Annotated in this window: 27 protein-coding genes; 16 read left to right on the plus strand and 11 right to left on the minus strand. The window is 75.5% G+C overall.

The genetic code is table 11. The features are described from left to right. A partial coding sequence (locus tag EBN88_RS14925; RefSeq protein WP_147472732.1) for a radical SAM protein occupies positions 1-587 on the minus strand: 587 nt, incomplete at its 3' end. Between the two features lie 362 nt (positions 588-949). Here EBN88_RS14925 and EBN88_RS14930 point away from each other — a divergent pair. The 7 genes from EBN88_RS14930 to EBN88_RS14960 all read left to right on the plus strand — a co-directional run bounded on the left by EBN88_RS14930 (position 950) and on the right by EBN88_RS14960 (position 9061). Beyond that, complete coding sequence (locus EBN88_RS14930; RefSeq protein ID WP_122184369.1) at positions 950-1150, plus strand: hypothetical protein; 201 nt, start codon at positions 950-952, stop codon at positions 1148-1150. Between the two features lie 114 nt (positions 1151-1264). Beyond that, positions 1265-1486 (plus strand): hypothetical protein, encoded by a 222-nt coding sequence (locus EBN88_RS14935; RefSeq protein WP_122184370.1) that lies wholly within the window; start codon positions 1265-1267, stop codon positions 1484-1486. 112 nt (positions 1487-1598) lie between these two features. Then, entirely contained in the window at positions 1599-4364 is a 2766-nt protein-coding gene (gene lanKC, locus EBN88_RS14940) for a class III lanthionine synthetase LanKC (RefSeq protein WP_122184371.1), read from the plus strand. Continuing rightward, complete coding sequence (locus EBN88_RS14945; RefSeq protein WP_158621380.1) at positions 4361-5674, plus strand: MFS transporter; 1314 nt, start codon at positions 4361-4363, stop codon at positions 5672-5674. The genes lanKC and EBN88_RS14945 overlap by 4 nt, the downstream gene beginning before the upstream one ends. Positions 5675-5763: 89 nt before the next feature. Further along, positions 5764-6771 (plus strand): MsnO8 family LLM class oxidoreductase, encoded by a 1008-nt coding sequence (locus EBN88_RS14950; protein WP_158621382.1) that lies wholly within the window; start codon positions 5764-5766, stop codon positions 6769-6771. Positions 6772-6869: 98 nt separating this feature from the next. After that, positions 6870-7922: a FecCD family ABC transporter permease gene (locus EBN88_RS14955; RefSeq protein ID WP_122184374.1), complete on the plus strand. Its 1053-nt coding sequence runs from the start codon at positions 6870-6872 to the stop codon at positions 7920-7922. A 71-nt stretch (positions 7923-7993) separates the two neighbouring features. After that, positions 7994-9061 (plus strand): FecCD family ABC transporter permease, encoded by a 1068-nt coding sequence (locus tag EBN88_RS14960; protein ID WP_233580682.1) that lies wholly within the window; start codon positions 7994-7996, stop codon positions 9059-9061. 31 nt (positions 9062-9092) lie between these two features. Here the strand turns inward: EBN88_RS14960 and EBN88_RS14965 are convergent, their stop codons facing one another. Beyond that, a complete protein-coding gene (locus tag EBN88_RS14965) occupies positions 9093-10073 on the minus strand; it encodes an ABC transporter substrate-binding protein (RefSeq protein ID WP_233580683.1) in 981 nt (326 codons plus the stop codon). 158 nt (positions 10074-10231) lie between these two features. Here EBN88_RS14965 and EBN88_RS14970 point away from each other — a divergent pair, with 158 nt between their 5' ends. From EBN88_RS14970 to EBN88_RS15000, 7 genes are all read left to right on the plus strand, one after another. Next, positions 10232-11824, plus strand: a complete 1593-nt coding sequence (locus EBN88_RS14970) for a (2,3-dihydroxybenzoyl)adenylate synthase (protein WP_122184390.1) — start codon at positions 10232-10234, stop codon at positions 11822-11824. Between the two features lie 67 nt (positions 11825-11891). Then, the gene (locus tag EBN88_RS14975; RefSeq protein ID WP_122184376.1) at positions 11892-13274 is read left to right on the plus strand and encodes a serine/threonine-protein kinase; all 1383 of its coding nucleotides are present in this window, start codon (positions 11892-11894) and stop codon (positions 13272-13274) included. Beyond that, positions 13271-13711: an effector-associated constant component EACC1 gene (locus EBN88_RS14980; protein WP_122184377.1), complete on the plus strand. Its 441-nt coding sequence runs from the start codon at positions 13271-13273 to the stop codon at positions 13709-13711. Before EBN88_RS14975 ends, EBN88_RS14980 begins: the two co-directional genes overlap by 4 nt. Beyond that, positions 13708-14850, plus strand: coding sequence for a caspase family protein (locus tag EBN88_RS14985; RefSeq protein ID WP_122184378.1), 1143 nt, complete (start codon positions 13708-13710; stop codon positions 14848-14850). The genes EBN88_RS14980 and EBN88_RS14985 overlap by 4 nt, the downstream gene beginning before the upstream one ends. A 245-nt stretch (positions 14851-15095) precedes the next feature. After that, a complete protein-coding gene (locus tag EBN88_RS14990) occupies positions 15096-15326 on the plus strand; it encodes a DUF397 domain-containing protein (protein WP_122184379.1) in 231 nt (76 codons plus the stop codon). Between the two features lie 107 nt (positions 15327-15433). Beyond that, positions 15434-15748, plus strand: a complete 315-nt coding sequence (locus EBN88_RS14995) for a helix-turn-helix domain-containing protein (protein WP_122184380.1) — start codon at positions 15434-15436, stop codon at positions 15746-15748. 18 nt (positions 15749-15766) lie between these two features. Beyond that, a complete protein-coding gene (locus EBN88_RS15000) occupies positions 15767-16369 on the plus strand; it encodes a DUF5753 domain-containing protein (protein ID WP_122184381.1) in 603 nt (200 codons plus the stop codon). Positions 16370-16380: 11 nt separating this feature from the next. Here EBN88_RS15000 and EBN88_RS31865 read toward each other — a convergent pair whose 3' ends face one another. From EBN88_RS31865 to EBN88_RS15020, 4 genes are all read right to left on the minus strand, one after another. Further along, the gene (locus EBN88_RS31865; RefSeq protein ID WP_233580684.1) at positions 16381-16539 is read right to left on the minus strand and encodes a hypothetical protein; all 159 of its coding nucleotides are present in this window, start codon (positions 16537-16539) and stop codon (positions 16381-16383) included. Positions 16540-16823: 284 nt separating this feature from the next. Continuing rightward, complete coding sequence (locus EBN88_RS15010; RefSeq protein WP_267902566.1) at positions 16824-17612, minus strand: SAM-dependent methyltransferase; 789 nt, start codon at positions 17610-17612, stop codon at positions 16824-16826. Positions 17613-17746: 134 nt separating this feature from the next. Next, positions 17747-18139, minus strand: a complete 393-nt coding sequence (locus tag EBN88_RS15015) for a hypothetical protein (RefSeq protein ID WP_122184383.1) — start codon at positions 18137-18139, stop codon at positions 17747-17749. Positions 18140-18891: 752 nt separating this feature from the next. Then, positions 18892-19278 (minus strand): winged helix-turn-helix transcriptional regulator, encoded by a 387-nt coding sequence (locus EBN88_RS15020; protein WP_122184384.1) that lies wholly within the window; start codon positions 19276-19278, stop codon positions 18892-18894. 105 nt (positions 19279-19383) lie between these two features. Here EBN88_RS15020 and EBN88_RS15025 point away from each other — a divergent pair, with 105 nt between their 5' ends. After that, on the plus strand, positions 19384-20052 hold the full coding sequence (locus tag EBN88_RS15025) for an NAD(P)-dependent oxidoreductase (RefSeq protein ID WP_122184385.1): 669 nt from the start codon (positions 19384-19386) through the stop codon (positions 20050-20052). A gap of 98 nt (positions 20053-20150) precedes the next feature. Continuing rightward, a complete protein-coding gene (locus tag EBN88_RS15030) occupies positions 20151-20444 on the plus strand; it encodes a DUF1330 domain-containing protein (protein WP_122184386.1) in 294 nt (97 codons plus the stop codon). A gap of 77 nt (positions 20445-20521) precedes the next feature. On the opposite strand, the gene EBN88_RS15035 is transcribed toward EBN88_RS15030, so the two are convergent. The 5 genes from EBN88_RS15035 to EBN88_RS15055 form a co-directional block, all read right to left on the minus strand. Continuing rightward, positions 20522-21805: an ATP-grasp domain-containing protein gene (locus EBN88_RS15035; protein ID WP_233580685.1), complete on the minus strand. Its 1284-nt coding sequence runs from the start codon at positions 21803-21805 to the stop codon at positions 20522-20524. Next, positions 21802-22872 carry a DMT family transporter gene (locus EBN88_RS15040; protein ID WP_199742366.1) on the minus strand — a complete coding sequence of 357 codons (1071 nt, stop codon included), beginning with the start codon at positions 22870-22872 and terminating at the stop codon, positions 21802-21804. Before EBN88_RS15040 ends, EBN88_RS15035 begins: the two co-directional genes overlap by 4 nt. Positions 22873-22905: 33 nt before the next feature. Further along, positions 22906-24060 carry a saccharopine dehydrogenase C-terminal domain-containing protein gene (locus EBN88_RS15045; RefSeq protein WP_122184387.1) on the minus strand — a complete coding sequence of 385 codons (1155 nt, stop codon included), beginning with the start codon at positions 24058-24060 and terminating at the stop codon, positions 22906-22908. Continuing rightward, entirely contained in the window at positions 24053-25111 is a 1059-nt protein-coding gene (locus EBN88_RS15050; RefSeq protein WP_122184388.1) for a Rossmann-fold NAD(P)-binding domain-containing protein, read from the minus strand. The genes EBN88_RS15045 and EBN88_RS15050 overlap by 8 nt, the downstream gene beginning before the upstream one ends. A 71-nt stretch (positions 25112-25182) precedes the next feature. Next, the coding region (locus EBN88_RS15055; RefSeq protein WP_233580686.1) for a thiamine pyrophosphate-dependent enzyme at positions 25183-25828 on the minus strand (646 nt) is incomplete at its 5' end.

A 25828-nucleotide genomic window follows, 5' to 3' on the forward strand; every position in this document is an offset into this window, starting at 1 on the left:
AGCGCGGCGCCCCGGCCGAGCGGCCGCACCAGGCCGACCAGCAGCGGAACGGCGCGGCCGAGGCGCGCGGTCACGTCGGCGGCCAGCTCGTCCGGGTAGGGGTCGTCGGGCCCTGCGGCCAGCGCGTGGAGGCTGACGGCGACGCCGGTCGCGGCCAGCGCCTCCAGCGCGGCCAGCAGGTCGCGGCGCGGGACCTCCCGCTCGTGGTGGGCGTCGGCACTCAGCGAGAAGTGGTCAACGGCGGCGGCCACCCGCCGGACGGTCGGCGGGAGTTGGCCGCCGACGGCGAAGAACCCGCCGGAGAGCACGGCGGTGCGGGTGCCGGCCTCACGCGCGGCCTCGGCCGCCTCGACGACCAGACCTGGCCGGGTCAGCGGCTCGCCGCCGGTCAGCATCAGCACCTCGGGCCGGCAGTCGGGGGTGAAGGTGCGCAGGAAGCGCAGCAGGGCGGCGGCGTCGAGGTCGCGGCCGTCGCGGGTGGCGGCGAGGGAGCAGTGGGCGCAGCGCAGCGGGCAGCGTTCGGTGAGGGTGACGAGGAGTCCGGCGCCGACGGTCTGGCGCAGCGACATCAGGTCGGCGAGCCGCACGCGGGCCTCCTTGACTCCAGCCTTCTCCGGAGCCTTCCGCGGCGTCCGGTGTCCGTGACGTTCCTCGGCCCCGCTCCCGGCCCGGCGAGCGTCCGGGCCCGGGCGGGGGCATCGGGCATTCTGCGCGGCGGCGGCTGCCGTCCGGTTGCGGAACGGTATGAGCGCAGGTCCCGGCGGTGCGCGGGGGCCGGATGCGGGGCGGCGGGGCACCGTCGGGGACGTCAACGGCCGCCGGCTGCCTGGGCGTTCACCGCTTGGCAACCGTTTCTCTTCCGCCTCTCCCTACCTTCCTCCCGGCGTGCGTTTCCCCCTCGGGAGCGCCACGCCGTCCACGTAGGACCCCGACTCAAGGAGGAAGCTCCATGGCGGAGACCAACGAGCAGCCGACGCAGGAGAGCGAGGCGGCCAAGGCGGCCAGCGCCGTCGAGGTGGCCGCGCACGCGATGGCCGGCGCGGTCCTGGAACTCCAGCGCCTGGCGCCGGAGAAGCAGGCCGAGACCGCCCTGGGCGCGCAGAGCAGCGGCTCCTGTGGCGCCGTCAGCTGCATCTTCGACCCCGCCTGACGGGCGCGCCGGCTGACACACGGCACGCGAGAGCGGCCGGCCGGGGCGGGCGCCGCCCGCCCCGGCCGGCCACCGTTCGACACCCCGATCCGGCCCCTTTCAGGGAGGAAGCACGTGGCTGACACCGTCGAGCACCCCACTCCGCCGGAGGGCGGCACGCAGCAGAACCAGGCTCACCAGAACGAGGACAGGACGGCCGAGGTGATCGCCCACGCCATCGCCGGCACCGTGCTGCGGCTCCAGCGCCTGTCGCCCGAGCGGCAGGCGGAGACCGCGCTCGGCGCCCAGAGCAGCGGTTCCTGCGGGGTCACCAGCTGCATCTTCGACCCGGCCTGACCGTACGAAGGAACCACACGGCCGCAACGCCACCGGCCGGCGCCGCCCCGCACGGCGCCGGCCGGCCCAACCCCCGCACGGCACCCCGGCTTTCCAGAGAGGACAACGCGCGATGAAGGTGGAGTGGGAGACGGTCCAGGCGTACATGGCGCACCATCCGCGCTGGTTCGAGAACCCCGAGCGCCGCCAGCCGGACGCGCGCCACCTGGCGCTCTACCGGTCCGTCATCCCCGGCGACTGGCGGCTGTCGCGCCGTGGCTACTGGCTGATCGCCACGCCGCCCGGGGTGCCGGCCGTCGCCCAGGGGTGGAAGCTGCACGTCTCGGCGACCTCGGCGACGACGGAGGCCACGCTGCGCGCCGCGCTGCCGGTGTTGCGGGACGCGGCGGTGCACTTCAAGTTCCTGATGGACGCCTCAGCGATGCGGGAGAACAACGGGAAGCTGATCTCCCGGGGCGCCAGCGGGAAGTTCCTCACCGTCTACCCGGCCGACGAGGCGGAGTTCCGCGCGGTCGGCGACGCGTTGACCCGCGCGCTGGACGGCTTCGACGGGCCGATGGTGCTCTCCGACCGCCGCTACCCGGGTTCGCGGGTGGTGCACTACCGGTACGGCGGCTTCCAGACCATCTCCCGGGTGCTGCCGGCGGGGAACCGGGAGCTGCTGATCCACACGCCGGACGGCGAGCCGGTCGTCGACATCCGCCACCCCTACTTCCACGTGCCCGACTGGGCGAAAGACCCGTTCCCCGCCGAGGCACCGCGCGGCTCGGGAAGCTCCGCCGGAGGCGCGGGCGGTGAGATCACCCTGGCCGACGGGCGGTTCACCGTCACCAGCGCGATGCGGTTCACCAACCGGGGCGGGCTCTACCGGGCGGTGGACAACGAGACCGGCGCCGACGTGGTGCTGCGGGAGGCCAGGCCGGGCGTGCAGGTCGGTCCCGAGGGCCTGGACGCGGTCGAGCTGCTGCGGCACGAGCACGCGATGCTCACCGAGCTGGCCGACACGGACCTGTTCATCCGCCCGGTGGCCTACTTCACCGAGTGGGAACACGCCTTCCTGGCCGAGGAGTTCGTGCCCGGCACCCACCTGGGCCACCTGAGCGTGGTGCACAACCCGGTCTACACGCTGGAGCTGAGCCCCGAGAAGCTGACGGACTACTACGACCGGTTCCGTGGCCTGTGGCTCCAGGTCGCCGACGCCATCGCGGCCTGCCACGAGCGGGGCATCGTGCTCGCCGACCTGTCGCCGACCAACATCATGGTCACGCCCGACGACCGCATCCGCGTCATCGACCTGGAGTCGGCGTTCCACGAGGGCGCGAGCGAGGGGGCGGCGCGCGGCGCCGGCCTGTTCACGCCGGGCATGACGACCCGCCGCGCGATGCTCGCCCGGCGCGGCGACCGGGCCAGCGACTACTACGCGCTGGGCGGGATCATCCTCGGCTGCGTGCTGCTGTGCTTCCAGCCGGACATCATCGACCCGACCATCCCCCGCCGGGTGTTGGCGGAGGCGGCCGGCGAGCTGGACCTGCCGCCGGAGCTGGTCTCCCTCATCACGGACCTGTACGAGGAGAACGCGCCGGTCCCCGACCCGGCCGCGCTGCGCCGGCGGATCGAGGAGCTGCCGCTGACCACCCACTGGCGGCGCACCCCGCCGCTGGCGGTGCCGCCGGAGCCGGACGCGGCGGCGACGGCCGCGCTGCACAAGCGGATCGACACCGTCCTCGACGGCGTGGTGGCCTACTGCGCCGAGACCGCCGACACCTCGCGGACGGACCGGCTCTTCCCCACCGACCTGCTGGTCTTCGAGACCAACCCGCTGTGCCTGGCGTTCGGCGCCTACGGCACGCTCTACGCCACGCACCGGCTGACCGGCACGGTGGACGAGACGCTGCTGGGGTGGGCGCTGCGCCAGCCGGCCTCCCCGGACCGGCTGCCGCCCGGCCTGTACTACGGGAGCGCGGGCGTGGCCTGGGCGCAGTCGGCGCTCGGGTACCCGGAGTTGGCGGTGCGGACGCTGCGGGACGCCGCCGACCATCCGCTGCTGCACGCCGGCCCCGGGGTGCTGTCGGGCGCGGCCGGGCACGGCATGGCGTGCCTGCGGGTGTGGCGGGACAGCGGGCGGGAGGAGTTCCTGGCCAGGGCGCGGGAGATCGGCGCGTGGCTGGCGGTGACCGCGCGGCGGGGCGGCGGGCTGGCCTCGTGGCCGGACCCGGAGGGCGGCACGCCGGTCGGCTACGCGCACGGCGCCTCGGGCGTGGCGCTGTTCCTGCTGGCGCTGCACGGCGCGACGGGCGAGCGGGAGCCGCTGGAACTCGGCCGCGAGGCGTTGGAGTTCGACCTGTCCCAGGCCATCTTCCAGTCCGGCGGCCGGTACTCGTTCCCGTCCCGCGCGGTCGAGAGCGACGAGGAGGAGGTGGCCGTGGTGCGGCACTACTGGGACGAGGGAACGGCCGGGGTGCTGACCACCCTGCTGCGCTACCACCATGTGACCGGCGAGGCGGCGCTGCGGCGGCGGATCGACGAGCTGCTGCCCGACGTGTGCCGGAAGTTCACGGTGCTGCCGCAGCTGTTCCGTGGCACCAGCGGGCTGGGCAACGCGGTGCTGGACGCCTACGAGTTCCTGGGCGACCCGGCGCTGTTGGCGGAGGCGGAGCGGATGGCCGGCGCGGTGCTGTGCATGGCCATCGAGCGGCCGGAGGGCGTCGTCTTCCCCGGCGAGCAGACGTTCCGTGAGAGCTGCGACCTGGCCACCGGCTCGGCCGGCATCGCGCTCTTCCTGGACCGGGTCAGGCACGCCAGGCCGGGGGCGCGCAGCAACGGGAACTTCGTGCTGGACGACCTGCTGCCCGCCGTGCCCGGGGCGGGCCGGCCGTGACGACGGACGCGGCGCCGGCGGAGGCGGCGGCGCCCGCGCCCCGGCCGCTGCGCGCCAACCGGGACTTCCGGCTGCTGTGGGTTGGGCAGGCGCTCTCGGACTTCGGCGCCTCGATGACGTTCGTGGTGCTGCCGCTGGCGCTGCTGGGCGGCGGGCACTCGCCGCAGGCGGCCAGCACCATCGGAACGGCGGTGCTGGTGACGGCGATGCTGGCGCGGCTGCCCGGCGGCTATCTCGCCGACCGGTTCCGGCACCGGACGCTGATGCTGGTCGCGGACGTGGCGCGGTGCGTGATGTTCGCGGTGGTCGCGGTGTGGACGTTCCTGGGGGACCTGCCGCTGTGGCTGGCGGTGGCGTCGGTGATGGTGGCCCAGCTGGGCGTGGAGCTGTTCAAGCCGAGCCAGAGCGCGGTGGTGCGGCGGGTGGTGCCGGCCGGTCAGCTGCCGACGGCGATGTCGTTGAACCAGGCGCGCGGCTACGCGGCCGAGATCGCGGCCCCGGCTGCGGCCGGGCTGCTGGTGGCGGTGGAGTTGGGCCTGCCGTTCGCGGTGGAGGCGGCGACGTTCGCCGCCTCGGCGGTCTGCGTCTGGTTCCTCTCCCCCGCCGCCCGCGCCAGCCGCGCCGCCGAGCCGCAGCCCTCGCCGGTGAAGGCGAAGGCCCAACGGCCGGATGAGGGCGAACGGTTCTGGCGGCGGATGACGGCGGGCCTGCGCTATGTGGCGGCCAACCGCTTCCTGCGCACCCTGGCGGTGCTGGCCACCGGCCTCAACTTCCTCTTCCAGGCGTTGGTCTACGCCCTGATCCTGGGCCTGGGGCAGCGGGAGGGCGGCAGCGGCGCGGTGGGCGCGGCGCTCAGCGCGGCCGCCGTGACCGGGCTGCTCGGCTCGCTGGTCGCGCCGTTCCTCCAGCGGCGGCTGCGCATCCAGCTGCTGGTGGCGGCCGGGCCCGCGCTGGCCGCCGCGCTGCTGGCGGTGGCGTGGGCCGGCGGCAGCGAGCTGGCGTTCGCCGGGTCGCTCGCCGCGATGAGCCTGCTGACGCCGGTGATCGCCGCCTCGCTCGCGGTGCTGCTGGCGACGATGGTGCCGCGCGAGATCTACGGCAGGACCACCTCGGCGATCGGCTTTGTCACCGAACTCTTCCAGCCGCTGGGCCCGTTGGCGGCCGGGCTGCTGCTGGCGGGGCTGCCGCTGACGGGGGTGGCCGCGCTCTTCGCCGCCGGCTTCGGCGTGCTGGCGGTCCTCGCCCTCTTCCTGCCCGCCCCGACGCCGACGCCCCCTGACCCCGCCCCGACCTCCACCCCGACCGACTGACTGACCGACTGACTGACCGACTGACTGGGCGACTCCTCGTTCGCCTGTCCCGACAACCGCCGATTCCCGCCGTTCCGTTGGAGGCATCCGTGATCCCGCTCTCCGTCCTCGACGTGGCCGTCGTCCCTCCCGGCGGGACGGCCCGCGAGACCCTGTTGGATGTCGTGGAGGTGGCGCGGGCCGCCGACCTGGCCGGCTACCGCCGGTTCTGGGTGGCCGAGCACCACACCTCGCCGCGCTGCGCCGGGAGTTCGCCGGCGGTGCTGATGGCCCACCTGGCGGCGGTGACCCGCCGGGTGCGGGTCGGCTCCGGCGGGGTGATGCTGCCCAACCACGCGCCGCTCGCCGTGGCCGAGCAGTTCGCCGTGCTCCAGGCGCTCCACGACGGCCGCGTGGACCTGGGCGTCGGCCGGGCCACCGGCGGCAACGAGCACGCCGCGCTGCTGGACCGGGCGCTGCGCACCTCGTCGGCGGCGCGGGACGCGTTCCCGGAGCTGATCGACGAGTTGCTGGGCTTTCTGCACGACGACTGGCCCGAGGGCCATCCGCTCGCCGCGCTGCGGATGTCGCCGCTGCCGGCGGAGCCGCCCGAGGTGTTCGTGCTGGGCTCGACGGAGAACGGCGGGCGGGTGGCCGCCTCCCGTGGCCTGCCGTTCGTCTTCGGCGGGCATCTCGGCCCCAGGTCGCGCCCGGCCGCCCTGGCCCGCTACCGCGCGGAGTTCCGTCCGGGCCGGCACGGGCCCGAGGCGCCGAGGGTGATCGCCTCGGTCAACGTGCTGTGCGCCGAGAGCGACGAGGAGGCCGCCCGACTGGCGTGGGAGACCAGCGAGGCCCAGGTGCTGGAGGCGCACGCGACGCGTTCGCCCGGCCAGCCGCTGTCGCCGGCGCGGCAGCGGCATCTGACCCGACAGAACCTGGACGAGGTGCGGTTGGTGCAGGGCTCGCCCGCCAGCGTGGCCGCCGGGCTCGCCGATGTCGCCGCCGCCTGGGGCGCGGACGAGCTGATGGTGGTCCCCTACGGCCTGACCGGCAAGGACCGCGCCCGCGCCCTACATCTGCTCGCGCCCGAGCCCGAGGAGGCCGCGAGCCGCCCCTGACCCTCCGGCCCCCGGGCGGCCCGGCAACCCCCGGCGCGCGAGTAAGGTTAGCCTTACCTCACGAACCCACGGTGGGGCTGACGGGGAGAGGACGGGGCGTGGAGACGGTCGACGGCGCCGCCGCACGGGCGGCGAGGGCTCCCGTTCCCCGGGGAAGCCGGCTGGCGCGCGCCGGTGGACTGGCGCTGGCCGCCGCCGTGTTGGGGTGCCTGGTGGTGCTGAGCACCTGGCTCGGCGCGCGGGCGACCAGCCCCGCCGAGGTGCTGCGCGCGCTGTGGTCGGACGACGGCTCGTACACCACCGCCCTCGTCCGCGAGCTGCGGCTGCCGCGCACCCTCACCGGCGTGCTGGCGGGCGCTGCGCTGGGCGCCGCCGGGGCGCTGATGCGGGCGTTGACCCGCAACCCGCTGGCCGATCCCGGCCTGTTGGGCGTCAACGCCGGCGCCTCCGCCGCCGTGATCCTCGCCGTCGCGGTGCTGGGCGTGACGGACTTCGGGGACTTCGTGTGGTTCGCGTTCGGCGGCGCGCTGCTGGCGACCTGCGCCGTGTACGCGCTGGGCGGCTCGGGGCGGGGGCGGGGCTCGCCGGTGCGGCTGGTGCTGGCCGGCGCCGCCGTCAGCGCGTGCCTGTCGGGGCTGATCGCGGGCGTCACGGTCCTGGACACGGCGACCTTCGACCATCTGCGGTTCTGGACGGTGGGCTCGCTGGCCGGCCGGCGGCCCGAACTGGTCGCCGACCTGCTGCCGTTCGTGCTGGTCGGCCTCGTCCTGGCGCTGGCCCTGACGCGCCCGCTGAACGGGATCGCGCTCGGCGAGGACACCGCCCGCGCCCTCGGCGTGAACCTGGCCCGGACCCGGCTGCTGGGCGTCCTGGCGATCACCCTGCTCTGCGGGTCGGCGACGGCGGCGGCCGGGCCGATCGGCTTCGTCGGGCTGGTCGTGCCGCTGGTGGCCCGCCGGCTGACCGGGCCCGACCTGCGCTGGTCCCTGCCCTGTGCGATGGTGCTGGCCGCCTGCCTGCTGCTGGCGGCCGACACGGCCGGCCGACTGGTGCTGCCCGAGGGCGAGTTGGAGGTGGGCGCGATGACCGCCGTGATCGGCGCGCCGGTCCTGGTCGCGCTGGTGCGCCGGCGGCGGGGGGCCGCCTCGTGACGGCGAACGGAACTGTCCCCGGGAGCCGGAGCCGCGAGGGGGCCGGCGGGCGGGCGGCCGGGGTCGTCCCGGTGCGGCTGTTCGCGGCGCGGGTGTCGTTCCGGTTCCGGCCGCGCCTGGCGCTCGTGGCGGCGTGGGCCTCGCTGAGCTGCGTGGCGCTGGTCGGCGTGAGCCTGTGCGTGGGCGCCTACCCGGTCTCCGTCCCGGAGGTGGCCGAGGCCCTGTTCTACGGCACGGGCGACCGGCTGGCCGTGCACTTCGTCACCCGGGAGCGGCTGCCACAGGCGCTGGTCGCGGTGCTGGCCGGGGCGGCGCTCGGCGTCAGCGGCGCGGTCTTCCAGAGCATGGCCCGCAACCCGCTGGCCAGCCCGGACGTGATCGGCTTCAGCAGCGGCGCGGCCACCGGGGCGATCCTGGTGATCGTGCTGCTCGGCGGCGCCGCCCAGACGGTGGCGCTGGGCGCGGTCGGCGGCGGGCTGCTGGCGGCGGCCGTGGTCCTCGCGCTGGCCAGCGGGGGCGGCCTGGGCGGCGGCCGGCTGGTGCTGATCGGGCTCGGCGTGACGGCCGTTCTCGGCTCGGTCAACTCCTACCTGTTGACCAGGGCGGAGCTGAACACCGCGCAGAACGCGCACCTCTGGCTGATCGGCAGCCTGCACGGCCGCTCCTGGGGCGAGGTGGCGACGCTGCTGGTCGTCCTGGTGGCACTGGTACCGGCGATGGTCCCGCTCGGCCGGCACCTGCGCTGCCTGGAGTTGGGCGACGACGTGGCCGGCGGCCTCGGCCTGAACGTGGTCCGGGTCCGGCTGGCGCTGACCGGGCTCGGGGTGGCGCTGTGCGCGGTGGCGGTCTCCTGTGCCGGGCCGATCCCGTTTGTCGCGCTGGCCGCGCCGCGGATCGCGGTGCGGCTGACGCGTGGGCCCGGGGTGAGCCTGGCGGCGGCAGGGCTGACCGGCGCCGCCCTGCTGACCGCCGCGCATCTGGCGGCCAACCAGCTGTTCGCCTCGCTGGCCTGGCTGGGCGAGCGGGTGGCGTGGCTGGCGCTGGTCGACGCCGACCAGCGCCATGTCCAGCTGCCGGTCGGCGTCGTGACGGCCCTGCTGGGCGGGGCCTATCTGGGCTGGCTGCTGCGCTCCCGCTGAGCGCGGCCCGCCCTCGACCGGCGTCCCCCGCTCACAGCTGCCGGAGGATCGCCTCGATCTCGTCCACCGCGCCGATGGCGAAGCGGTAGGACCCGACGCCGTAGTGCCGCAGCGGGAAGGCGCGTTGGGCCGCGACCGGGGCCAGGTCGGCCCAGAGCGGGTTGGCCAGCAGCTCGCTGGTGGGCGCGGCCAGCGTGCCGTCGAACAGCTCCGGGTAGACCAGCACCGTGCAGTCCTGGAGGATCTCCAGCTCCTCGTGGGACTTCTCGACGAAGCCGGCCTCCTCCTCGGGCAGCCCCGCGCCGATGGTCAGGCCCAGGTCGCGCAGGACGGTCAGCAGCGGGGAGCCGAGGAAGAACGTCCCGTTGGGCCCGCCGCTGACCGGGGCCCAGGTGGAGGCGGCGATCTGCTCGGCGTGGGTCTCGCGGACCTCGGCCAGCCGGTCCCGGTACTCGGTCCTGACGGCGGCGAGCCGGTCGGCGCGGTTGACCGCGTCGGCCACCCGTTCCGCCTGCTCGTGCCAGAGGCTCCCGCTGTCGGCCCAGTTGAAGTACACGACGGGCGCGATGGTCGCCAGCTCGCGGGTCTTCTGCTCGTAGAACTGGTCGAGGATCAGGTCGGGTTCGAGGGTGGCGATGGCCTGGGCGTTGGGCTCGCCGGGCACGCCGATGGTGGTGGCCTCGCTGACGGCCCGGTAGATGTCGTCGGGCAGGGCGGTGCGGAGCGCGGTGCCCTCGGGCACGCCGACCGGGACGAGCCCGACGTCGAAGAGCATCCAGACGCCGTAGTTGTCGGTGACGACCACGCGTTCGGGGTGCTCGGGCACGGTGATCTCGCCGTTGTCGGCGGCGACCGTCCGCCCGGCCGCGCCGGTCGGTTCGGCGGCGCCCGAGCCGTCGTCCCCACCGCCGCGCACCCCGCAGGCGGCGAGGCCGAACAGGGCGCCGAGGCCGGCGGCGCCGCCGAGGAAACGTCTGCGGTCGGGGGCGAAGGGGGCGATGGGGCGGGTCACTCGGGGCCTCCAGGGGAGCAGGGCTGCGACGTCGCCCCACCCGAGCTAAGGTGAGGCTAACCTAAGTTATCAGCCCGTCCCGGGAGGCCCCGGTGTTCCCCCCGTTCGCTTCCGCTCCCGCCTCCGCCACGCCTTCCCTCGCGCCCGCGCCCGCTCCCATGCCCGCCCCGTCGCCCGACCTCGGCCCCGACGCGCGGGCGACGCCCGGCTGGCCCGAGGAGTTCGCCGCCCGCTACCGGGCCGCCGGGCACTGGCGCGGCGAGACCATCGGCCGCGCGCTGCGCGACCGGGCCGCCGCCCACCCCGACCGGGTGGCGCTGGTGGACGGTCCCCGCCGCTGGACCTACGGCCGGCTGGACGCGCTGGTGGACCGGATGGCGGCCGGGCTGGCCGCGCTGGGCGTCGCCAGGGGCGACCGGGTGGTCGTCCAACTCCCCAACGTCGCCGAGTTCTTCGAGGTCACCCTCGCCCTCCTCCGGCTCGGCGCCCCGCCGGTCCTCGCGCACACTGACCACCGGGAGGCGGAGCTGCGGAGCCTCTGCTCGTTCACCGAGGCCCGCGCGCTGGTGGTCGCCGACGCGTGGGGCGGACACGACTTCCGGGCCCTCGCCGGCCGGGTCGCCGACGAGGTACCCACCCTGCGCCACGTCCTGGTGGCCGGCCGGCCCGGACCGCACACGCCGCTCGACTCCGTGCCCGGGGACCCGGTGCGCCCGCTGACCGGCCCCGAGCCCGGGGACGTCGCGCTGCTGCGCCTCTCCGGCTCAACCACCGGCGCGCCCCGGCTCGTTGCCCGCACCCACGACGACTTCCTGCACGGCCTGCGCACCGCCAACGAGGTCGCCGGCGTCGACCACGCCACCGTCCACCTGTGCGCGCTGCCGGCGTCCGGCGCGCTGCCACTGGGCGCCCCCGGCGCGTTGGGAACGCTCTACGCCGGGGGGCGCGTGGTGGTCAGCCCCCGGCCAGGGCCCGACACCGCGTTCCCGCTGATCGCCCGCGAACGGGTCACCGCCACCGCGCTCACTCCCCCGCTGGCCGCCCGCTGGATCGACGCGGCGGCCACCACCGCGCACGACCTGAGCAGCCTCCGCCTGCTCCAGGTCGGCGGCGCCCCGCTCGACGAACGGACCGCCCGCCGCGTCTCCCCGGCGCTGGGCTGCGCCCTGCAACAGGTCTATGGCACGGCCGAGGGCCTGGTCAGCGCGACCCGCCTCGACGACCCGGTGGAGACGGTCGTCACCACCCAGGGCCGCCCGCTCTGCGCCGACGACGAGATCCGCGTCGTGGACGAGAGCGGCGCGGAGGTGGAGCCGGGCGCGGCCGGCCACCTGCTGGTCCGGGGCCCGGCCACCGTCCGTGGCCACTGGCGCGCGCCCGAACATGACCAACTCGCCTTCACCGCCGACGGGTTCCACCGCACCGGCGACCTGGTGCGGCGCACCGAGGGCGGCGCGCTGGTGGTCGTGGGGCGCGTCCGGCGGCAGATCAACCGGGGCGGGCGGCAGTTCGCGCCCGAGGAGGTCGAGAACCACCTGCTGGCGCACCCGGACGTGTACGACGCGGTGGTGGTCGGCGCCCCCGACCCGTTCCTCGGCGAACGCGTCACCGCCCACCTGGTGCCCCGCCCGGGCGCTCCCCTCCCGACGCCGGCGGCCGTCCGCGCGTTCCTCCACGAGCGAGGCCTGGCCGCGTTCAAGATTCCCGAACGGGTCGAGGCGGCGCGGGACATGACGCACACGGCCGCCTGACGCCCGAACAACCGGGCGCGGCGCGCGCGGAGTTGCCCGGCGTCACGGTGCGCGACAGGATGGCCCCATGGTGCGGGGAGAGGTGCTCGCCGACCGCTACCACCTCAGGCGGGCGGTCGGCCAGGGCGGCACGGGGGTGGTGTACGAGGCGTGGGACCGCGCGTTGGAACGGCGGGTCGCGGTCAAGGTGCTGCACGAACGCGTCGGGATGTCCGCCGCCGAGGCGGCCGGCCGGCTGCTCCGCGAGGTGCGGGCCCTGGGCCGGGTCAACCACCCGGCCGTGGTCAGCCTCTATGACGCCGGCATCACCGACGAGCGCCCCTATCTGGTGATGGAGTGGCTGGACGGCTTCGACCTCGCCCAGCTGAGGGCCGCGCTGGGCGGCCGGCTGCGGGACCTGGCGGCCGCGTTGACGCTGCCCCTGGTGGAGGGGCTGCGGGCGATCCACCAGGCGGGCGTGCTGCACCGGGACATCAAGCCGTCGAACATCCGCGTCACCCACGCGGGCCGGGTGGTCCTCTGCGACCTGGGGCTGGCCCGGATCAGCGGAGACACCTCGCTCACCCGCACCGGTCAACTCACCGGCACCCCGCGCTACCTGGCGCCGGAGATGATCAGGGGCGAGCCGCCGACGCCGGCCTCCGACTACTACGGGCTCGGCCTGTGCCTGCGGGAGGTCCTCACCGACCGGCAGGTGTTCGCCGAGCACGAGGGGGTCGCGGTGATGATGTGGAAGGCGGTCAACGAGGGCGTCGAGCCCATCGACGCCGCGTCCCTGGCGGGGATCGTTCCCGGAAAGCTGGTGGACCTGGTCAACGGCTGGTGCGCCAGGGACCCCGCCCAGCGGCCGATCGCGACCGACGCGATCCTGGAGGGGCTGACCGCCGAGGCGCCCGACCGGAGCCTGGGCGGGCTCATCGCGATGGTCGAGGACGACGCCGAGCCGCTGGCCCTGGAGATCCCCGGGAACCTCGACGACCCCCTCGTCCCCGGCGGCTCCTCCCCCGACCCCCAGCCCGCGCCCCCCGACGCCCGGCGGGACCGCACCCTCACCGGCTCCTTCCCGGCCTCCTCCTCGATGCTCTCGCTGGGCGACGTCACCCAGGCCCTGGTCCTGCACCGGATCACCCCGCGCAACGCGGTCTCCCGGCTGCGGGAGGCGGTGGGCATGGTGCAACGCGGGGAGCACCGCGAGGCGTTGGACCTCCTCGCCACCATCGGGACGGTCGGCGCGGAGCGGTTGGGCCCGGGCGACCCCACCACCCTGACCGCCCGGTTCTGGCAGGCGGTCTGCCTGGCGCGGCTCGGGTCGGGCGAGGAGGCCCTCGCGCTGCTGGCCACCGTCAACGCGCACACCGAGCCGGCGACGCCGCCCGACGACGGCGAGCCGACGCCCGCGCCGGAGTCCGCGTCCGCGTCGGAGGAGAACGAGAAGGGGGAGCCCGTATGACCGAGGCCCGGGTCGAGGTGCGCCTCGCGCCCCGCGAGGACGGCGGGCGCGAGCCGATCACCGTGGAGGACGAACTCCGTTCCCTGGTCCACTGGTTGCGCGCCGACGAGACCCTGGCGCACGGCCTGGTCAGCCGGCTGGAGGCCCAACGCCCGGCCGGCGAGGGCGAGATGGGCGCGGCGCTGGACGTGGTGGCGCTGGTGCTGGGGTCCGGCCTCTCGGCGGGCGCGCTGGCCGTCTCCGTGCTCCAGTGGCGGGACACCCGGCGCACCGGCCGGCCGCTGGTGGTGAGGCGCGGCGCGTGGGAGGTGCACGTTCCGCCGGGCCGGCCGGCCGACGAGGCGACGCTGGCCCGGCTGGTCGCCCTGCTGGAGGCGGCCGACGACGGGGAACCGGACGCGCCCGACGCCTCCGGTGGCTCCGGCGAGGGGCGGTGAGCGTCCAGGGCCCGCCGGACCCGGCCGCCTCCCGGGCGGTGCTGCTGGGCGGGGCGCGGTACGAGGAGCTGGCCCAACTCCCCGCCGTCGCCGCCAATCTGCGGGACCTGGCCGGCGCCCTGCGGGACCCGCTGTTGTGGGGGCTGCCCGACCGGAACTGCGTCGAGGTGTGCGATCCGGCCACCCCGTCGGAGCTGCTTGACCCGGTGCACCGGGCGGGCGAGGAGAGCACCGACACGCTGCTCGTCTACTACGCGGGGCACGGACTGCGCGATCCCGACTCGGCCGACCTGTATCTGGCGTTGGCCGGTTCCCGACCGCACACCGGCTACACCGCCGTCGCCTTCGACCATCTGCGGGCCGCGCTGCGGCAGGCCAGGGCCAGGCGCCGGGTGCTGATCCTGGACTGCTGCTTCAGCGGCCGGGCGGCGAGGACCCTGGACGGCACGGACGCGCTGGCGGCCCGGGCCACCGTGGACGGGGCCTATGTGCTGACCGCCTCGCCCGGGGACCGGGCCGCGCTGGCGCCGGAGGGCGAGCCGCACACCGCGTTCACCGGCGAGCTGCTGCGGCTGCTGCGGCAGGGCGTCGCGGACGGTCCCGAGGTGCTCGATCTGGACACGCTCTACCGGGCGTTGACGGACCGGCTGCGGGCGAAGTCGAGGCCGGCGCCGCAGCGCAGCCAGGAGAACGACGTCGGGCGGCTGCCGTTGGTCCGCAACCGGGCCCTGGCCAGGCCGGACGCGCCGGCCGGACCCGTCGTCGACGCGGATGTGCGGACCGCCATCACGGCGGCCGGCCTGCGGCTGGGTCGGACGCTGCGCGCCGCAGGCCGCAACCGGGACGCGCTCACCGTGCTGCGCCTCGCCTTCGACGAGCGCGACGGCAGCGACCGCGACACCACCTTCGCCCTCCAGCTGGAACTCTCCGAGCTGCTGGCCGACGCCGACCGCGCCAAGGAGGCGATCGAGGTGCTGGAGCAGGCGTTCCACCAGACCCACCAGACGACGGGCCCCGAGGCCGTGCTGGTCTGCCGCCGGCTGGCCGAACTCCTCCAGGAGTCCGGCAACTACGTCCAGGCGTGTGAGGTGCTCAAGCACGCCCTCGACCTGGTCGAGTCCCGCTCCCGACGCGGCTGACCTCCCCAACGCGCCCGCGTGGCACGGCCGTTCACGCCAGGGCCGCGCCATGGCCGCGCCATGGAACTGGCGGACGGAGGGGCGCGGCGTGCCCGCACCGCCACTCCTGTGGGTGACGCGGCGCGTCCCGCGCTGCGGCTACGGTTCGCTGGTCGCGCACCGGTGCACCACGGCGACGTCCCGGCCCGCGCCGCCCGTCGGCGGCGCGGAGCGATTCAGCGTGCGAGAAGGGAAACACTGTGCCCATGGTGTTCGAGAACGGCAGCCCGGCGGACCGCGTCCCCGGGGTCACGTGGGTGAAGAGCACGGCGAGCGCGAGGGACGGCAACTGCGTCGAGCTGGCCGCGCTCCCGAACGGCGAGGTCGCGGTCCGCAACTCCCGTTTCCCCGGCGGGCCAGCGCTGGTGTACACGCGTCAGGAGCTGCGGGCGTTCGTGTCCGGGGTGCGGGCGGGCGAGTTCGACTCGCTGCTGTGAGGCGGCCCGGGGAGGCTGAACGCCCGCCCCGGACACGGCGGTTACGCGGACAGGCACACTCCCGTCGGGGATACTGAACGTCGATATCCCTACCACGGAGAGTGCGCATGTCCGCGAGCGGTCCCAGCCGGCTTCCCTTCGCCGCCTCGGGCGATCCCTCGTCCCCGCGCCGGGGCACGCCGGAGGCGGCGCAGCGGGTGTTGGGCGAGAGCCTTCGACAGCTGCGGCGGGAGGCGGGGCTGACGCTGCGCGAGGTCGCCGAGCCGCTGCGCGGGTCGGCGGCCAAGGTCAGCCGCCTTGAGCGGGGGGCCAGTTCGCCGAAGGAGCGCGACATCGAGGACCTGATCGTCTTCTTCCGCGTCCCCGACGAGAAGGCCCGCGAGATCCGGGCGCTGCTGCGGCAGGCCCGGGAGAGCCCCTGATGGTCGCAGTTCAGCGATGTGACGCCCAACTACCTGCGCCGGCTGATAGGTCTTGAGGGCTCGGCCGCCGGCATCCACGCCTACGAGAACCACGTGGTGCCCGGCCTGTTGCGGACCGAGGAGTACGCCAGGGCCGTGATCAGGGCCGCGCTCCCGCACGCGGACGCGATGACGCTGCAACGGAAGGTCGAGCTGCGGGTCTCCCGGCAGAGGGTGCTCGCCGCCCCGCGGCCGCCGATGGTGCGAGCGCTGCTGGACGAGGCGATCCTGCGGCGGCCGGTAGGCGACTACGGCGTGATGTGGCGGCAGTTGACGCATCTGCGGGAGATGGCGCGGCGGCCCTCGGTGCGGCTGCGGGTGGTCGAGTTCGAACGGGGCGCGGGGCGGGTGCCCCACTACCCCGTCACCCGGCTGCACTTCGGGGACGGCGGGCCGTCCGAGCTGGTCTATGTGGAGCATCTGGACAGCGCCACCTATGTGACGCGGCCGGCCGAACTGGAGCGCTACCGGGGCCTGTTGGAGGAGATCAACGAGGTGGCCTCGCGCTGGGAGCGCACCGAGGCGCTGCTGAGCGAGGCGATCGAGGAGTACCGCCGCAAGGACGGGCGCCGGGGCCGCTGAACGTCGCGCGGTCACAGCGGGCCCAGCACGTCCGAGGACTCGGCCGCGAGGTCGAGGCTCTCCAGCACGGTGAGCTGCTGTCGCTCCTCGTACCGGAAGTGGCTCTCCATGATGGCGGCGACGCCCTCCAGGTGGCCGTCCAACTCCTCGGGCGGAGCGGCCCGTTCCACCGCGCGACGCTCAGCTCGCCGAGCGGGTGGGCGATCATCGAGTGATCCTGCTCAACCGAGCGCAACACCGGGCGCAGCTCCGGGTGCGCCGCCGCGATGGCGGAGAACAGGGTGCGGTCCTCGCCCCGGTGATGGCCGTCGAGGGCCGAGCAGAAGCCGTGGCAGGAGAGCAGCGGTTCCCGGGTGGCCGCCTCGCCGTCGCGGCCGTCGGCGAGCCGAGGGTAGCGCGCCCGTCGTCCGTTGGGAAAGGCCGGGCCGTGCGGGCCGAGCGGGCGCTTCCGCGTTCAGGCGTGGGCGACGCCGCACCAGCCGGTCCACTCGTCGGTCCGCTGGGGCGGGAGGAGCAGGTCGTCGGGGCGCCAGTTCCTGGCGTCGGTCACCCCGGGTTCCAGCAGGCGCATTCCCGCGAAGTACCCCTCGACCTCCCGGGCTTGGCGCACCCGGCCCCAGCGGCCCCTGGTCAGCTCCGCCATCAGCGCGCTGACCTCGCGGCGCACCCGCTCGTCGTCGCTCACCAGGTGCGAGATGGCGACGAAGCTGCCGGGCGGCAGCCGCCGCCGCACGCCGGCGACCAGCTCGGCGGGGGCCTGGGCGTCGGTGAGGCAGTGCAGCACGGAGCCGAAGAGCGCCGCCGTGGGCTCGTCGGTGAGCAGCCGTCGCACCTCGGCGTCGCCGAAGACGGCCTCGGGGCGGGTGATGTCGGCCCGCACCACCAGGGTCCGTCGGTCCTGTTCGAGGACCAGCCGGCCGTGGGCGACGGCCATCGGGTCGATGTCGACATAGACCACGCGCGCCTGCGGCACGTGTTCCCTGGCGATCTGGTGCACGTTCCGCCGCGCGGGCAGGCCGGCGCCGAAGTCGATGTACTGGGTGACGCCGTGCTCCTCGGCGAGGACGCGGACCGCGCGTTCCAGGAACGCCCGGCAGTTGCGGACCACCGCGACGCCGCTGGGCGCGAGACGGAGCAGGCGGGCGCAGGCGTCCCGGTCGGACTGGTAGTGCTCCGCGCCGCCGAGCAGATACTCGTACATTCGCGCGACGCTGGGCGTGGTGATGTCGATCCGCGCGCTGATGGCCCCGCCTCCGTTCTCCCGCCGCGCTCCGGGGCAGGCGCACCGGGGGCGCCGTGGGGGCCGACTGTAACGCACGGCCCCGCACGATCTCAGGGATTCGGTACGGGAGTTGACACGGCGGGGTCGCGTCGGTCTCAGGGGCGCCGCAGCAGCACCGTCACATGGGCGGGGTCGACGCCCATCACGTCGGCCACCTCGGCCGGCGGCAGCCCCAGGGACTGGCTCAGCACCCGGGCGTCGGCGCGCATCGTCTCGACGGGGCGGGCCGGGCCGCCGGCCGTCGGTATCTGCCCTTCGTGGTGGGCGAGTTGGCGCCCCAGGAGCCGCCAGGCGACGGCGTTGGGGCGCGGGGCGCTCAACACCTCGGGCCAGCGGGCGGCCAGTTCGGCGAAGGTGCGTTCCACGGCCTCGACGGCGCCCCGGTGGCGGCCGAGGCGGACCAGCGCGTACCGCAGATAGCGGGCGTGGTAGAGCTGGCGGAACGCGCGCAGCTCGGGGGGTGGGGCCTGCGGGGCGGGCTGGTTCATCGGGCCGTCTCCTCTCGGCGGGTTGGCCCACGTCAGCGCCACGCGCCTCCGTCCGGGAGGGACGGGTGGCCGGTGAGAGGGGAATTCCCCGGCCTCATGACCGTGCGGCCCTGGGCGGTGCGGCGACGCCGGTCGCACATGCGTTCTCCTTCGTTCGGGTGTGCGTTCGTCTGGCTCCGGTGGAATTCCGGAGCCTCCAGAACTCCGGCGCCCCGCACGGGAATTCACGCGCACAGGAGGAAAGTACCCCGTTCCCGGCCCGCGCGTCACGCGGCCCGGGACGACGCAAACTCCCTGCGGTCCCGCCTCGTTCACGCATTCGGATCATGCCGCGCGCATTCGACGGAATGCCGGTACGCTCCGCAGTCGAGGGGCGGAGGGAAGGCGCGGGGAAGGATTGGAGAAGTGGTCGTTTCCGAACAGGCTCAATAAACACCGGAAAGGTCTTCGGACTTTTGGGGAGTTCTCTCGATCGGGTCCGGGAAACGCGCCGGCGAATACCGCGCGGGCCTCCTCGCGGCGTTCCTCACGTTCCGTGATGCGACCTTCGGCCGCGAGAATCGTGCGCCGTCTCGCCCGCCTCGTTCGGCACGTGCCGATGCTCGTGCGAACGCAAAAGCATTCGCCGCCGAACCAGCCCGGCGGGGCGGTAGGGTGCCGAACGGAACGGCGACGGGGAGGCGCGGGGGAGGGAGCGGCCGGTGCGCCACCGAACCCATCGGGAGTACGACCTGGAGGGCCTGCCCCCGGCCTCAGGCGGTGCGCCGCTCCCGCGCGGCGTCGAAGGACTCGCGGGCGGCGAGGAGTTCGTCGATGTGCTCGCGAACCCAGCCGCAGACGACCTCCAGCGGCCCGAGGAGGCTCTCGCCCAGCGGCGTCAGCCGGTACTCGACCCGCCGGCCCGAGGCGGCGCGGGTCTCGTCGCGGGCGATCAGGCCGTCCCGTTCCAGGGCGCGCAGCGAGGCGGTGAGGACCTTGGGGGTCACCCGCCGCAGCGGCACGCGGAGTTCGGAGAAGCGACGCGGCCCGTCCGCCAGGCAGGTCAGGATCATGGCGGCCCACTTGTCGCCGACGCGGACCGGGCTGAGCGCGGTCGGGCAGACCTCGTCGAAGAGATCGGGCGGCAACGGTTCCCTCATGGTCGCGAACGATAGCCGGTATCCGATCGGTAACCGAGTCCCCCGCTAGCGTCCGGGGCACCGGCCGGGGTGTGGGACTCCGGCCCTGACGAGGGGAGTTCCTCGATGCGGATCGTGATCTTCGGCGCCGGCGGGCGCGCCGGTCGGGCGGCGGTGGCCGAGGCGGAGGCGCGGGGTCACGAGGTCACCGCCGTGGTGCGGGACCCCGCGCGGCACCGGGAGTTGGGCGCGGCGCGGGTGGTCGCCGGGGACGTGAGCGTGGCGGCTGACGTGGCACGGCTCGCCACAGGGCATCACGCGGCGATCAACGCGGCGGCGGACCTGGCGGCGCCCGCTGACGTGTTCTTCCCCGGCGCGGCCTCGGCGTTGGACGCCGGCCTTGGCGCGGCCGGCGTGCCGCGCCTGCTGTTCGTGGGGCTGGCCTCGGTGTTGCCGGGCGCCTCGGGCGTTCCGCTGATGGACGAGCCCGGCTACCCCAACGAGTACCGCCCGTTCATGCTGGGGCACGCCGCCGGGCTGGAGCGGCTGCGGGGCTCGGCCCTGGACTGGGTCTACGCCGCACCCGCAGGCGACTTCGACCACGGGGCCGGCCGCACCGGCACGTACCGGATCGCCGAACACGCCGACCGGAACGACCTGATCTCCTACGCCGACCTGGCGGTCGCGCTGCTCGACGAGGTCGAGCACCCGCGCCACCACCGTTCCCCGCTGACGATCGGCGGCGCGGCCCCGGCGGACGAGACGGCGGACGGGGCCGCCAACGGGTCGGCGTAGCGCGTCGGTTGGGCGGGCGGCGTTCGGGCGTTCACACGCGCGGGTGGGCGGGGCGGCCCGGCGGCCCTGGCGGCCGGGGCGTCTGGCAGGCTGGGACGGTGACCGCCTATGTGATCGCCGAGGCCGAGCACCGCGAGGGCCCCGAGGTGCGCCGCTACCGGGAGTTGGCCGAGGAGTCCGTCGCCCTGCACGGCGGGCGCTATCTCGCGCGCGGCGCGCTGCCCGGCGCGCTGGAGGGTGACTGGCCGGAGGGCGGCCGGATGACGGTGCTCGCCTTCCCCAGCCGGGAGCACGCCGAACGCTGGTACGCCTCCCCCGAGTACGCGGCCGCCCGCGCCACCCGCTCCGACCTGGCGGGCCGCCGGCTGCTGATCGTCGACGGGCAGGACTGAGCCGGGCCCGAACCCGGCCGCAGCCAGACGGGCTCACCCTCACCGGCCACCGGTCCGCACCCAACAGCCACAGCGGGCTACGGCCGGCCGGCGTAGAGGCCGGCCAACTCCAGCTGGCGCAGCGCGCGGTGGTCGGAGTCCAGCACCTCCGGATCGTCGTGGCTGAGATAGACCGTGCCGGGGCAGGTCGCCATGTCCACGGTGCGGGACAGGGCGCCGCCGGCCGGGGCGTTGACCACCAGCTCGGCGAACGAGGGCAGCGCCCGCACCGGCCGCCAGCCCGCCGGCTGGGGGACCCGACCGGCGCGTGGCGAGATCAGGTTGACGCAGCGCAGCCGGCTCCGCAGCCGGTAGGGCGCCCCGGCCTCGGCGGCGAAGCCCGCCGGGTCGGCGAGGGCGTGGGCCAGGCTGTTGACCTGGTCGGCGCCGACGCAACGGCCCAGCAGCTCCGGGGTCTGGCCGCCCCCGAGCCGGGCGCCGCACTCGATCAGCACCGGGCCGCGCTCCGTGACCATCACCTCGGTGTGGGCGGCCCCCTCCCCGATGCCCAACGCGTCGAGCACCGCCAGGACATAGCGGACCAGCTCCGCCACGCCCGGCTCGTCGAGGGCGAGAAGGTCCTCGTAGTCGTAGACGGAACGGCCGTCCACCAGCCGCTTGTGGTACCGCCACACCTCCACCACGCGGTGGCGGCCGGCGTGGCTGACCGTGTTCACATAGTGCTCGGTGCCGGCGAGGAACTCCTGGGCGAGGACCGTCTCGTTGGGCTCGCCGTAGCGGTTGGCCGAGGCCAGGATGCGGGCGTGGGCGTCGGCGACCTCGGCCGGGGTGTGGCAGACGAAGACGTGGTCGGTGCCGGCGCTGCGCACCGGCTTGAGCACCACGGGCCAACGGGCGTGCGCCGCCGCCCAGTCGAGGATCTCGGGCAGCGCCGCCGTGCGGAGGGTGTCGGCCGTGGCCAGGCCGGCGGCGCGCACGGCCTGGCGCATCAGGAACTTGTCCCGGCGGGCCGGGGAACGCGCCAGGTCGTTGCCCGGCGCGCCGAGCGCGGCCGCCAGCTGGTCGGCCAGCGCCACCCCGGACTCGGCGGCGGCGACCACCCGGGCAACGCCCAGCGCGCGCAGCCGGCGGGCGGTGGCCGCGACGTCGCCCTCGTGGGCGAGGTCGACCGCGAAGTCCTCGGGCCGGTAGGCGAGCCGGGTGTCGGGGAACGGGGAGCGGACATGGACGACCTCCACGCCCCGGCGCCGCAGCGCCCCGGGCAGCAGGCGCCCGGCGCCGTAGGCGTCCACGACGGCGACGGTCCCGGGCCGGTCGGTCCGGTCGCCTTCGGGTGGGCCGGTGATGGGCGGTGCGGTCACGAGGGGGCTCCTTCGCGGGGGTCGCCGGCGGTCTCGTTCGGTTCGCCGGCGGTCGGGGCGCGTGGCGCGCCGGGCTCCGGGGCGCGTGGGCCCGGTGGGGCGAGGGCGGCGACCGGCACGGCGGCCGGGGCGGGCGGCGGGTCCTCGGGCCGTCGGTCCCGCACCAGCACCCCGACGGCCACCAGGGCGACCACGCCCAGCACCCCGAGCAGGGTCAGCGGGGAGAACCTCAGCCGCCCGTCGGCGAGTTGGAGGACCAGCGCGAAGAGCGGGGAGAGGCAGATCAGCAGCGAGGTGGTGATGGGCTCGGTGTGCCGGACGCCCACCTGGAGCACGTAGATCGGCAGGGCGACCCCGATCACCGCGACCACGGCGCCGGGCAGCAGCGCGGCGCCCAGCCGTGGCTCGGCCTCCAGGGCGACCAGCGCCCAGGCCAGCACGCCGATCAGCACGAAGCGGGTGGCCAGCACCGTGCCCGGGTCGCAGCCGGCGTCGTTGAGCCGCTTCATGTAGATGATGTTGGCGGCGGAGCCGGCAGCGCAGGCCAGGGTGAAGCCGAGGCCCCACAGCGCCTCGCCGGTGGCGATCTCGCCGAGCCCGCTGCGCCCGCTGAACGAGCCCCACATCAGCACGCACAGCAGCCCGCAGATGGCGACCGAGACGGCGACCTCGGTGGCCAGCACCCGGCTCTGCCGGCGCAGCAGCGGGCCGGCGAGCGCGGTGATCACGGGGCCGAGCGCGAGGCTGACGACGTTGACGATCGCCGGCTCCAGGTGGTCGAGGGCGTAGAAGGTGCTCAGCCAGGTGAGCGCGGTGGTGACGTTGATGGCCACCAGGTCGGAGCGGTGGGTGGTGAGCGCGCCGGGCTCGGCGGGGCGCCGGCGGCGGCGGGCTCGCACGAGGACGGCGAAGAAGGCCACGGCCAGGGTGAAGGAGACGGCGGCGATCGCGGCGGGGCTGACCACCTCGAAGCGGTTCCCGGCGTAGACGTCCATGGCGGCGGCGAGCACGGCGTAGGCCAGCAGCGGCAGCACGCCCCGGCGCAGCGTGGCCTGGGCCGCGGTCATCGGGCCCACGTCCGGGCGGTGTCGGGCGCCATCTCAGACCTCGCCGTCGCCATGGAAGCTGGCGGTGACACCGTGGGTGGCGAGGAACGTCAGCCAGCCGCGCACGGCCTCGGGGTCGTCGGTGGCCTGGTGGAGTCCGGGCGGGACCCGGCCGGCGACGACCTCAAGCACCGCGCAGGCGAGGGGGACGGAGACCAGGCGCGGGGTGGCGGCCTCGCGGGCGTCGCCGGTGGCGTCCAGCGTCCACTCCCCCGACCAGTCCTCGCCGTCGTCGGTGTGGACGGACAGCCGCACGGACATCACGACCCGGTCGTGGTCGTCGGCCGTGGTGGGATAGCGGGCCGCCAGCCGCTCGGCGAGCGCGGTGACGCCGGCCCCGTCGGCCTCGGCCAGCTCGGCGAAGACGGGCTTCCACGCCTCGCTCCAGCCGGCCAGCCGGAGCGTTCCCCTGGCGAAGCTCTCCAGCCGCCAGGTGGCGGGCAGGCCGTAGGTGGTGACGAAGGGCAGGCTGTCGCGGTTGGGGTAGACCTCGAAGGTCTCGCCGGCGACGGTCAGGTGCTCGACGGCCTCCCAGGGGCGGGCGAACCGTCGGGGAAGGCCGCCCCGGATGGTCCTGGCCGGGGTGAGCAGCGCGGTGAGCACCCCGCGCGGCGCCCAACTGAACTGGTAGCGGAAGGCGTTGGGCACGGCCGGGTTGCTGCCGCAGTAGGAGCCGAAGTGGGCGACGGCGGGCCGGTCGCCGACGGCGCCACGCGCGGCGTCCACCAGGTGGTGGGCGAGCAGGTGGTCGATGCCCGGGTCGAGGCCGACCTCGGTGAGCAGCGCGCAGCCGCGTTCGGCGGCGGCCGTCGCGTGGGCGGCCAGCCCCGGGCTGACATAGCTGGAGCAGACCAGATGGGCCGAGCCGGCGAGCGCGATGCGGGCCAGGGCCGGGTGGTGGTCGGCGGGGAGCATGGAGACCACCACGTCTCCCGGGGCGAGTTGGTGGGCCAGGGAGTCGGGGTCGTAGGCGCGGGGCTCGGCCTGACCGAGCAGCCCGAGCCGGGCCAGGCAGGACTCGGCGCGGGCGACGGTGCGGCCCCACAGGACGGTGGTGGTCTCGGCGCAGACGAGGCCGAGGCCGCTGCCGGTCGAGAGGCCGGTCCCGATCCAGTGGACGCGGCCGGTCGGGGGGATGAGGTCAGCCATCGCTTCCTCGCTCGGGGTCGTCGGTGGTGGCCAGGGCCCGCCGGAAGGCTTCGGCGCTGCGGTCCCAGACGGCGCTGCCCTCGGGCAGCGCCCGCAGGTGGGGCAGCAGTCCGGCGGAGAAGGCGGCGCTGGACTCGCGGGGCAGCAGGGAGGGCAGGTTGTCGATGGCGATCACGTCCAGCGGCGGCGCCGAGTGGAGCCTGCGGACCGGCCGTTCCCAGTCGGTGGTGCGGTCGTTGACCGGCAGGCGGTTGCGGGCCGAGGTCACGTCGCAGGTGACGTCGGCGACAACGGTCAGGGCGCGGTCGGCACGCGGCAGGTCCTCGGGGGTGAGGAACGGCGGTCCGGGTGCGGCCGGGGCGACGGCGTTGACCAGCAGGTCGTGGGCGCGCAGGGCGGGCCGGTCGAGGTCGGCGGTCTCGGCCTGGTCCCAGCCGGTGGTGGGCACGCCGGCCACGTCGAGGGCCCGGCGGGCGCCGCGCCCGGAGCGGCCGAGCGCGCCGATCACCAGGGCGCGCGCCCCTCCGGTGTGTTCGCGCAGGCGCGCGTCGAGGGCGGGGCGGGTGGTGGCGGTCAACGGGGCGGTCAGGCGCCGGCGTTGGTGGAGGACGGCGAGGGCGGCGCCGACGTAGCCGGCGAACTCGCCGAAGGCGGTGACCCGTCGGCCGTCGGCCTCGGTGAGGTACTCCAGGTCGAGCAGGGTGCCGCCGCCGGCGGTGAACCGGCGCAGCAGCGCGGGGCCGCCGCGCTGTCCCCGGTAGGCGTGGCCGAAGAAGACGTGGCGGTGGGTGAGCGCGTCGGGCGGCCCCGCCGGCTCCTTGAGGCCGAGGACGACCTCGTCGGGCCCGGCGTCCGGCCAGCTGTGGGCGGGCGCGACGCGGCAGCCGACCCGGGTGTACTCCTCGACGGAGAAGGCGCGTTGGGGGCTCTCCTCGACGGTGACGGGGAGTCCGTCGGCGACCAGGGAGGCGGCGTCGGTGGGGACGAGGGGGGTCCGTCGCTCGTTCGGCGCGGTCTCGGCGCGCAGCCGGACCCCGGTGGTGCGTGGCATGGGAGAGGTGTCTCCTGGGTGGTGCGCGGGGCTGTTCGGCGGTGGTGTGGCGGGTGCCGGCGGGTGGGCGCTCAGTGGATGGGGCGGCCGGTGGACTCCCCGTCGAGCGCGGCCCGCCAGACGGGGACGGGGGGCGGCGCGGCCATGTGCTCGGGCACCCGCACATGGATCAGCGAGGGGCCCTCGCCGCGCCGCGCGGCCCGCTCGGCCAGCGCGGAGAGCTGGTCGAGGGTGGTGGCGCGCGCCCCGGATATGCCGGTGCCGAGGCCGAGTTGGACGGGGTCGATCGGCCCGGGGTCGACGGCGAAGTATCGCCGCTGGACATAGAGGTGCTGGATCATCTTGATCCAGGCCAGCGAGGTGTTGTCGAGCACCACGAACGTGATGGGGAGGGCGAGCCGGACGGCCGTCTCCCACTCGCCCACGGCCATGGCGAGGCTGTTCTCCGTGGTGAGGCAGAGGACCCGGGCGCCGGGGTGGCCGACGGCGACGCCGACGGCGGCCGGCACCGCGTATCCCATGGGGCCGTGTCCCCGGGGGATGACGACCCGCCAGCCGTCGCCGGGCGCCTCCCAGTGGCAGGCGAGATGGGGCGTGGGGGTGCCGGCGTCGGCGACCACCCAGGTGTCCCGGCCGAAGGCGGCGCGCAGCGCGCGGACGACCTCGCGGGGCGGGAGCACGCCGTCGGGGGTGACCGCCGGCGGGTCCTGGGCGGCG

The sequence above is a fragment of the Streptomyces triticirhizae genome (genome assembly GCF_003696235.1).
Taxonomy (GTDB): Bacteria; Actinomycetota; Actinomycetes; order Streptomycetales; family Streptomycetaceae; genus Streptomyces; species Streptomyces triticirhizae.

Excerpts from the sequence above, each read along its gene's own strand:
- EBN88_RS14975 (WP_122184376.1), top strand. The coding sequence starts at position 11,892 with ATGGTGCGGGGAGAGGTGCTCGCCGACCGCTACCACCTCAGGCGGGCG.
- EBN88_RS14995 (WP_122184380.1), top strand. The coding sequence starts at position 15,434 with ATGTCCGCGAGCGGTCCCAGCCGGCTTCCCTTCGCCGCCTCGGGCGAT.
- EBN88_RS14970 (WP_122184390.1), top strand. The coding sequence starts at position 10,232 with ATGCCCGCCCCGTCGCCCGACCTCGGCCCCGACGCGCGGGCGACGCCC.
- EBN88_RS15045 (WP_122184387.1), bottom strand. The coding sequence starts at position 24,060 with ATGGCTGACCTCATCCCCCCGACCGGCCGCGTCCACTGGATCGGGACC.
- EBN88_RS15025 (WP_122184385.1), top strand. The coding sequence starts at position 19,384 with ATGCGGATCGTGATCTTCGGCGCCGGCGGGCGCGCCGGTCGGGCGGCG.
- EBN88_RS15020 (WP_122184384.1), bottom strand. The coding sequence starts at position 19,278 with ATGAGGGAACCGTTGCCGCCCGATCTCTTCGACGAGGTCTGCCCGACC.
- EBN88_RS14980 (WP_122184377.1), top strand. The coding sequence starts at position 13,271 with ATGACCGAGGCCCGGGTCGAGGTGCGCCTCGCGCCCCGCGAGGACGGC.
- lanKC (WP_122184371.1), top strand. The coding sequence starts at position 1,599 with ATGAAGGTGGAGTGGGAGACGGTCCAGGCGTACATGGCGCACCATCCG.
- EBN88_RS15050 (WP_122184388.1), bottom strand. The coding sequence starts at position 25,111 with ATGCCACGCACCACCGGGGTCCGGCTGCGCGCCGAGACCGCGCCGAAC.
- EBN88_RS14930 (WP_122184369.1), top strand. The coding sequence starts at position 950 with ATGGCGGAGACCAACGAGCAGCCGACGCAGGAGAGCGAGGCGGCCAAG.
- EBN88_RS15015 (WP_122184383.1), bottom strand. The coding sequence starts at position 18,139 with ATGAACCAGCCCGCCCCGCAGGCCCCACCCCCCGAGCTGCGCGCGTTC.
- EBN88_RS15040 (WP_199742366.1), bottom strand. The coding sequence starts at position 22,872 with ATGACCGCGGCCCAGGCCACGCTGCGCCGGGGCGTGCTGCCGCTGCTG.
- EBN88_RS14990 (WP_122184379.1), top strand. The coding sequence starts at position 15,096 with ATGGTGTTCGAGAACGGCAGCCCGGCGGACCGCGTCCCCGGGGTCACG.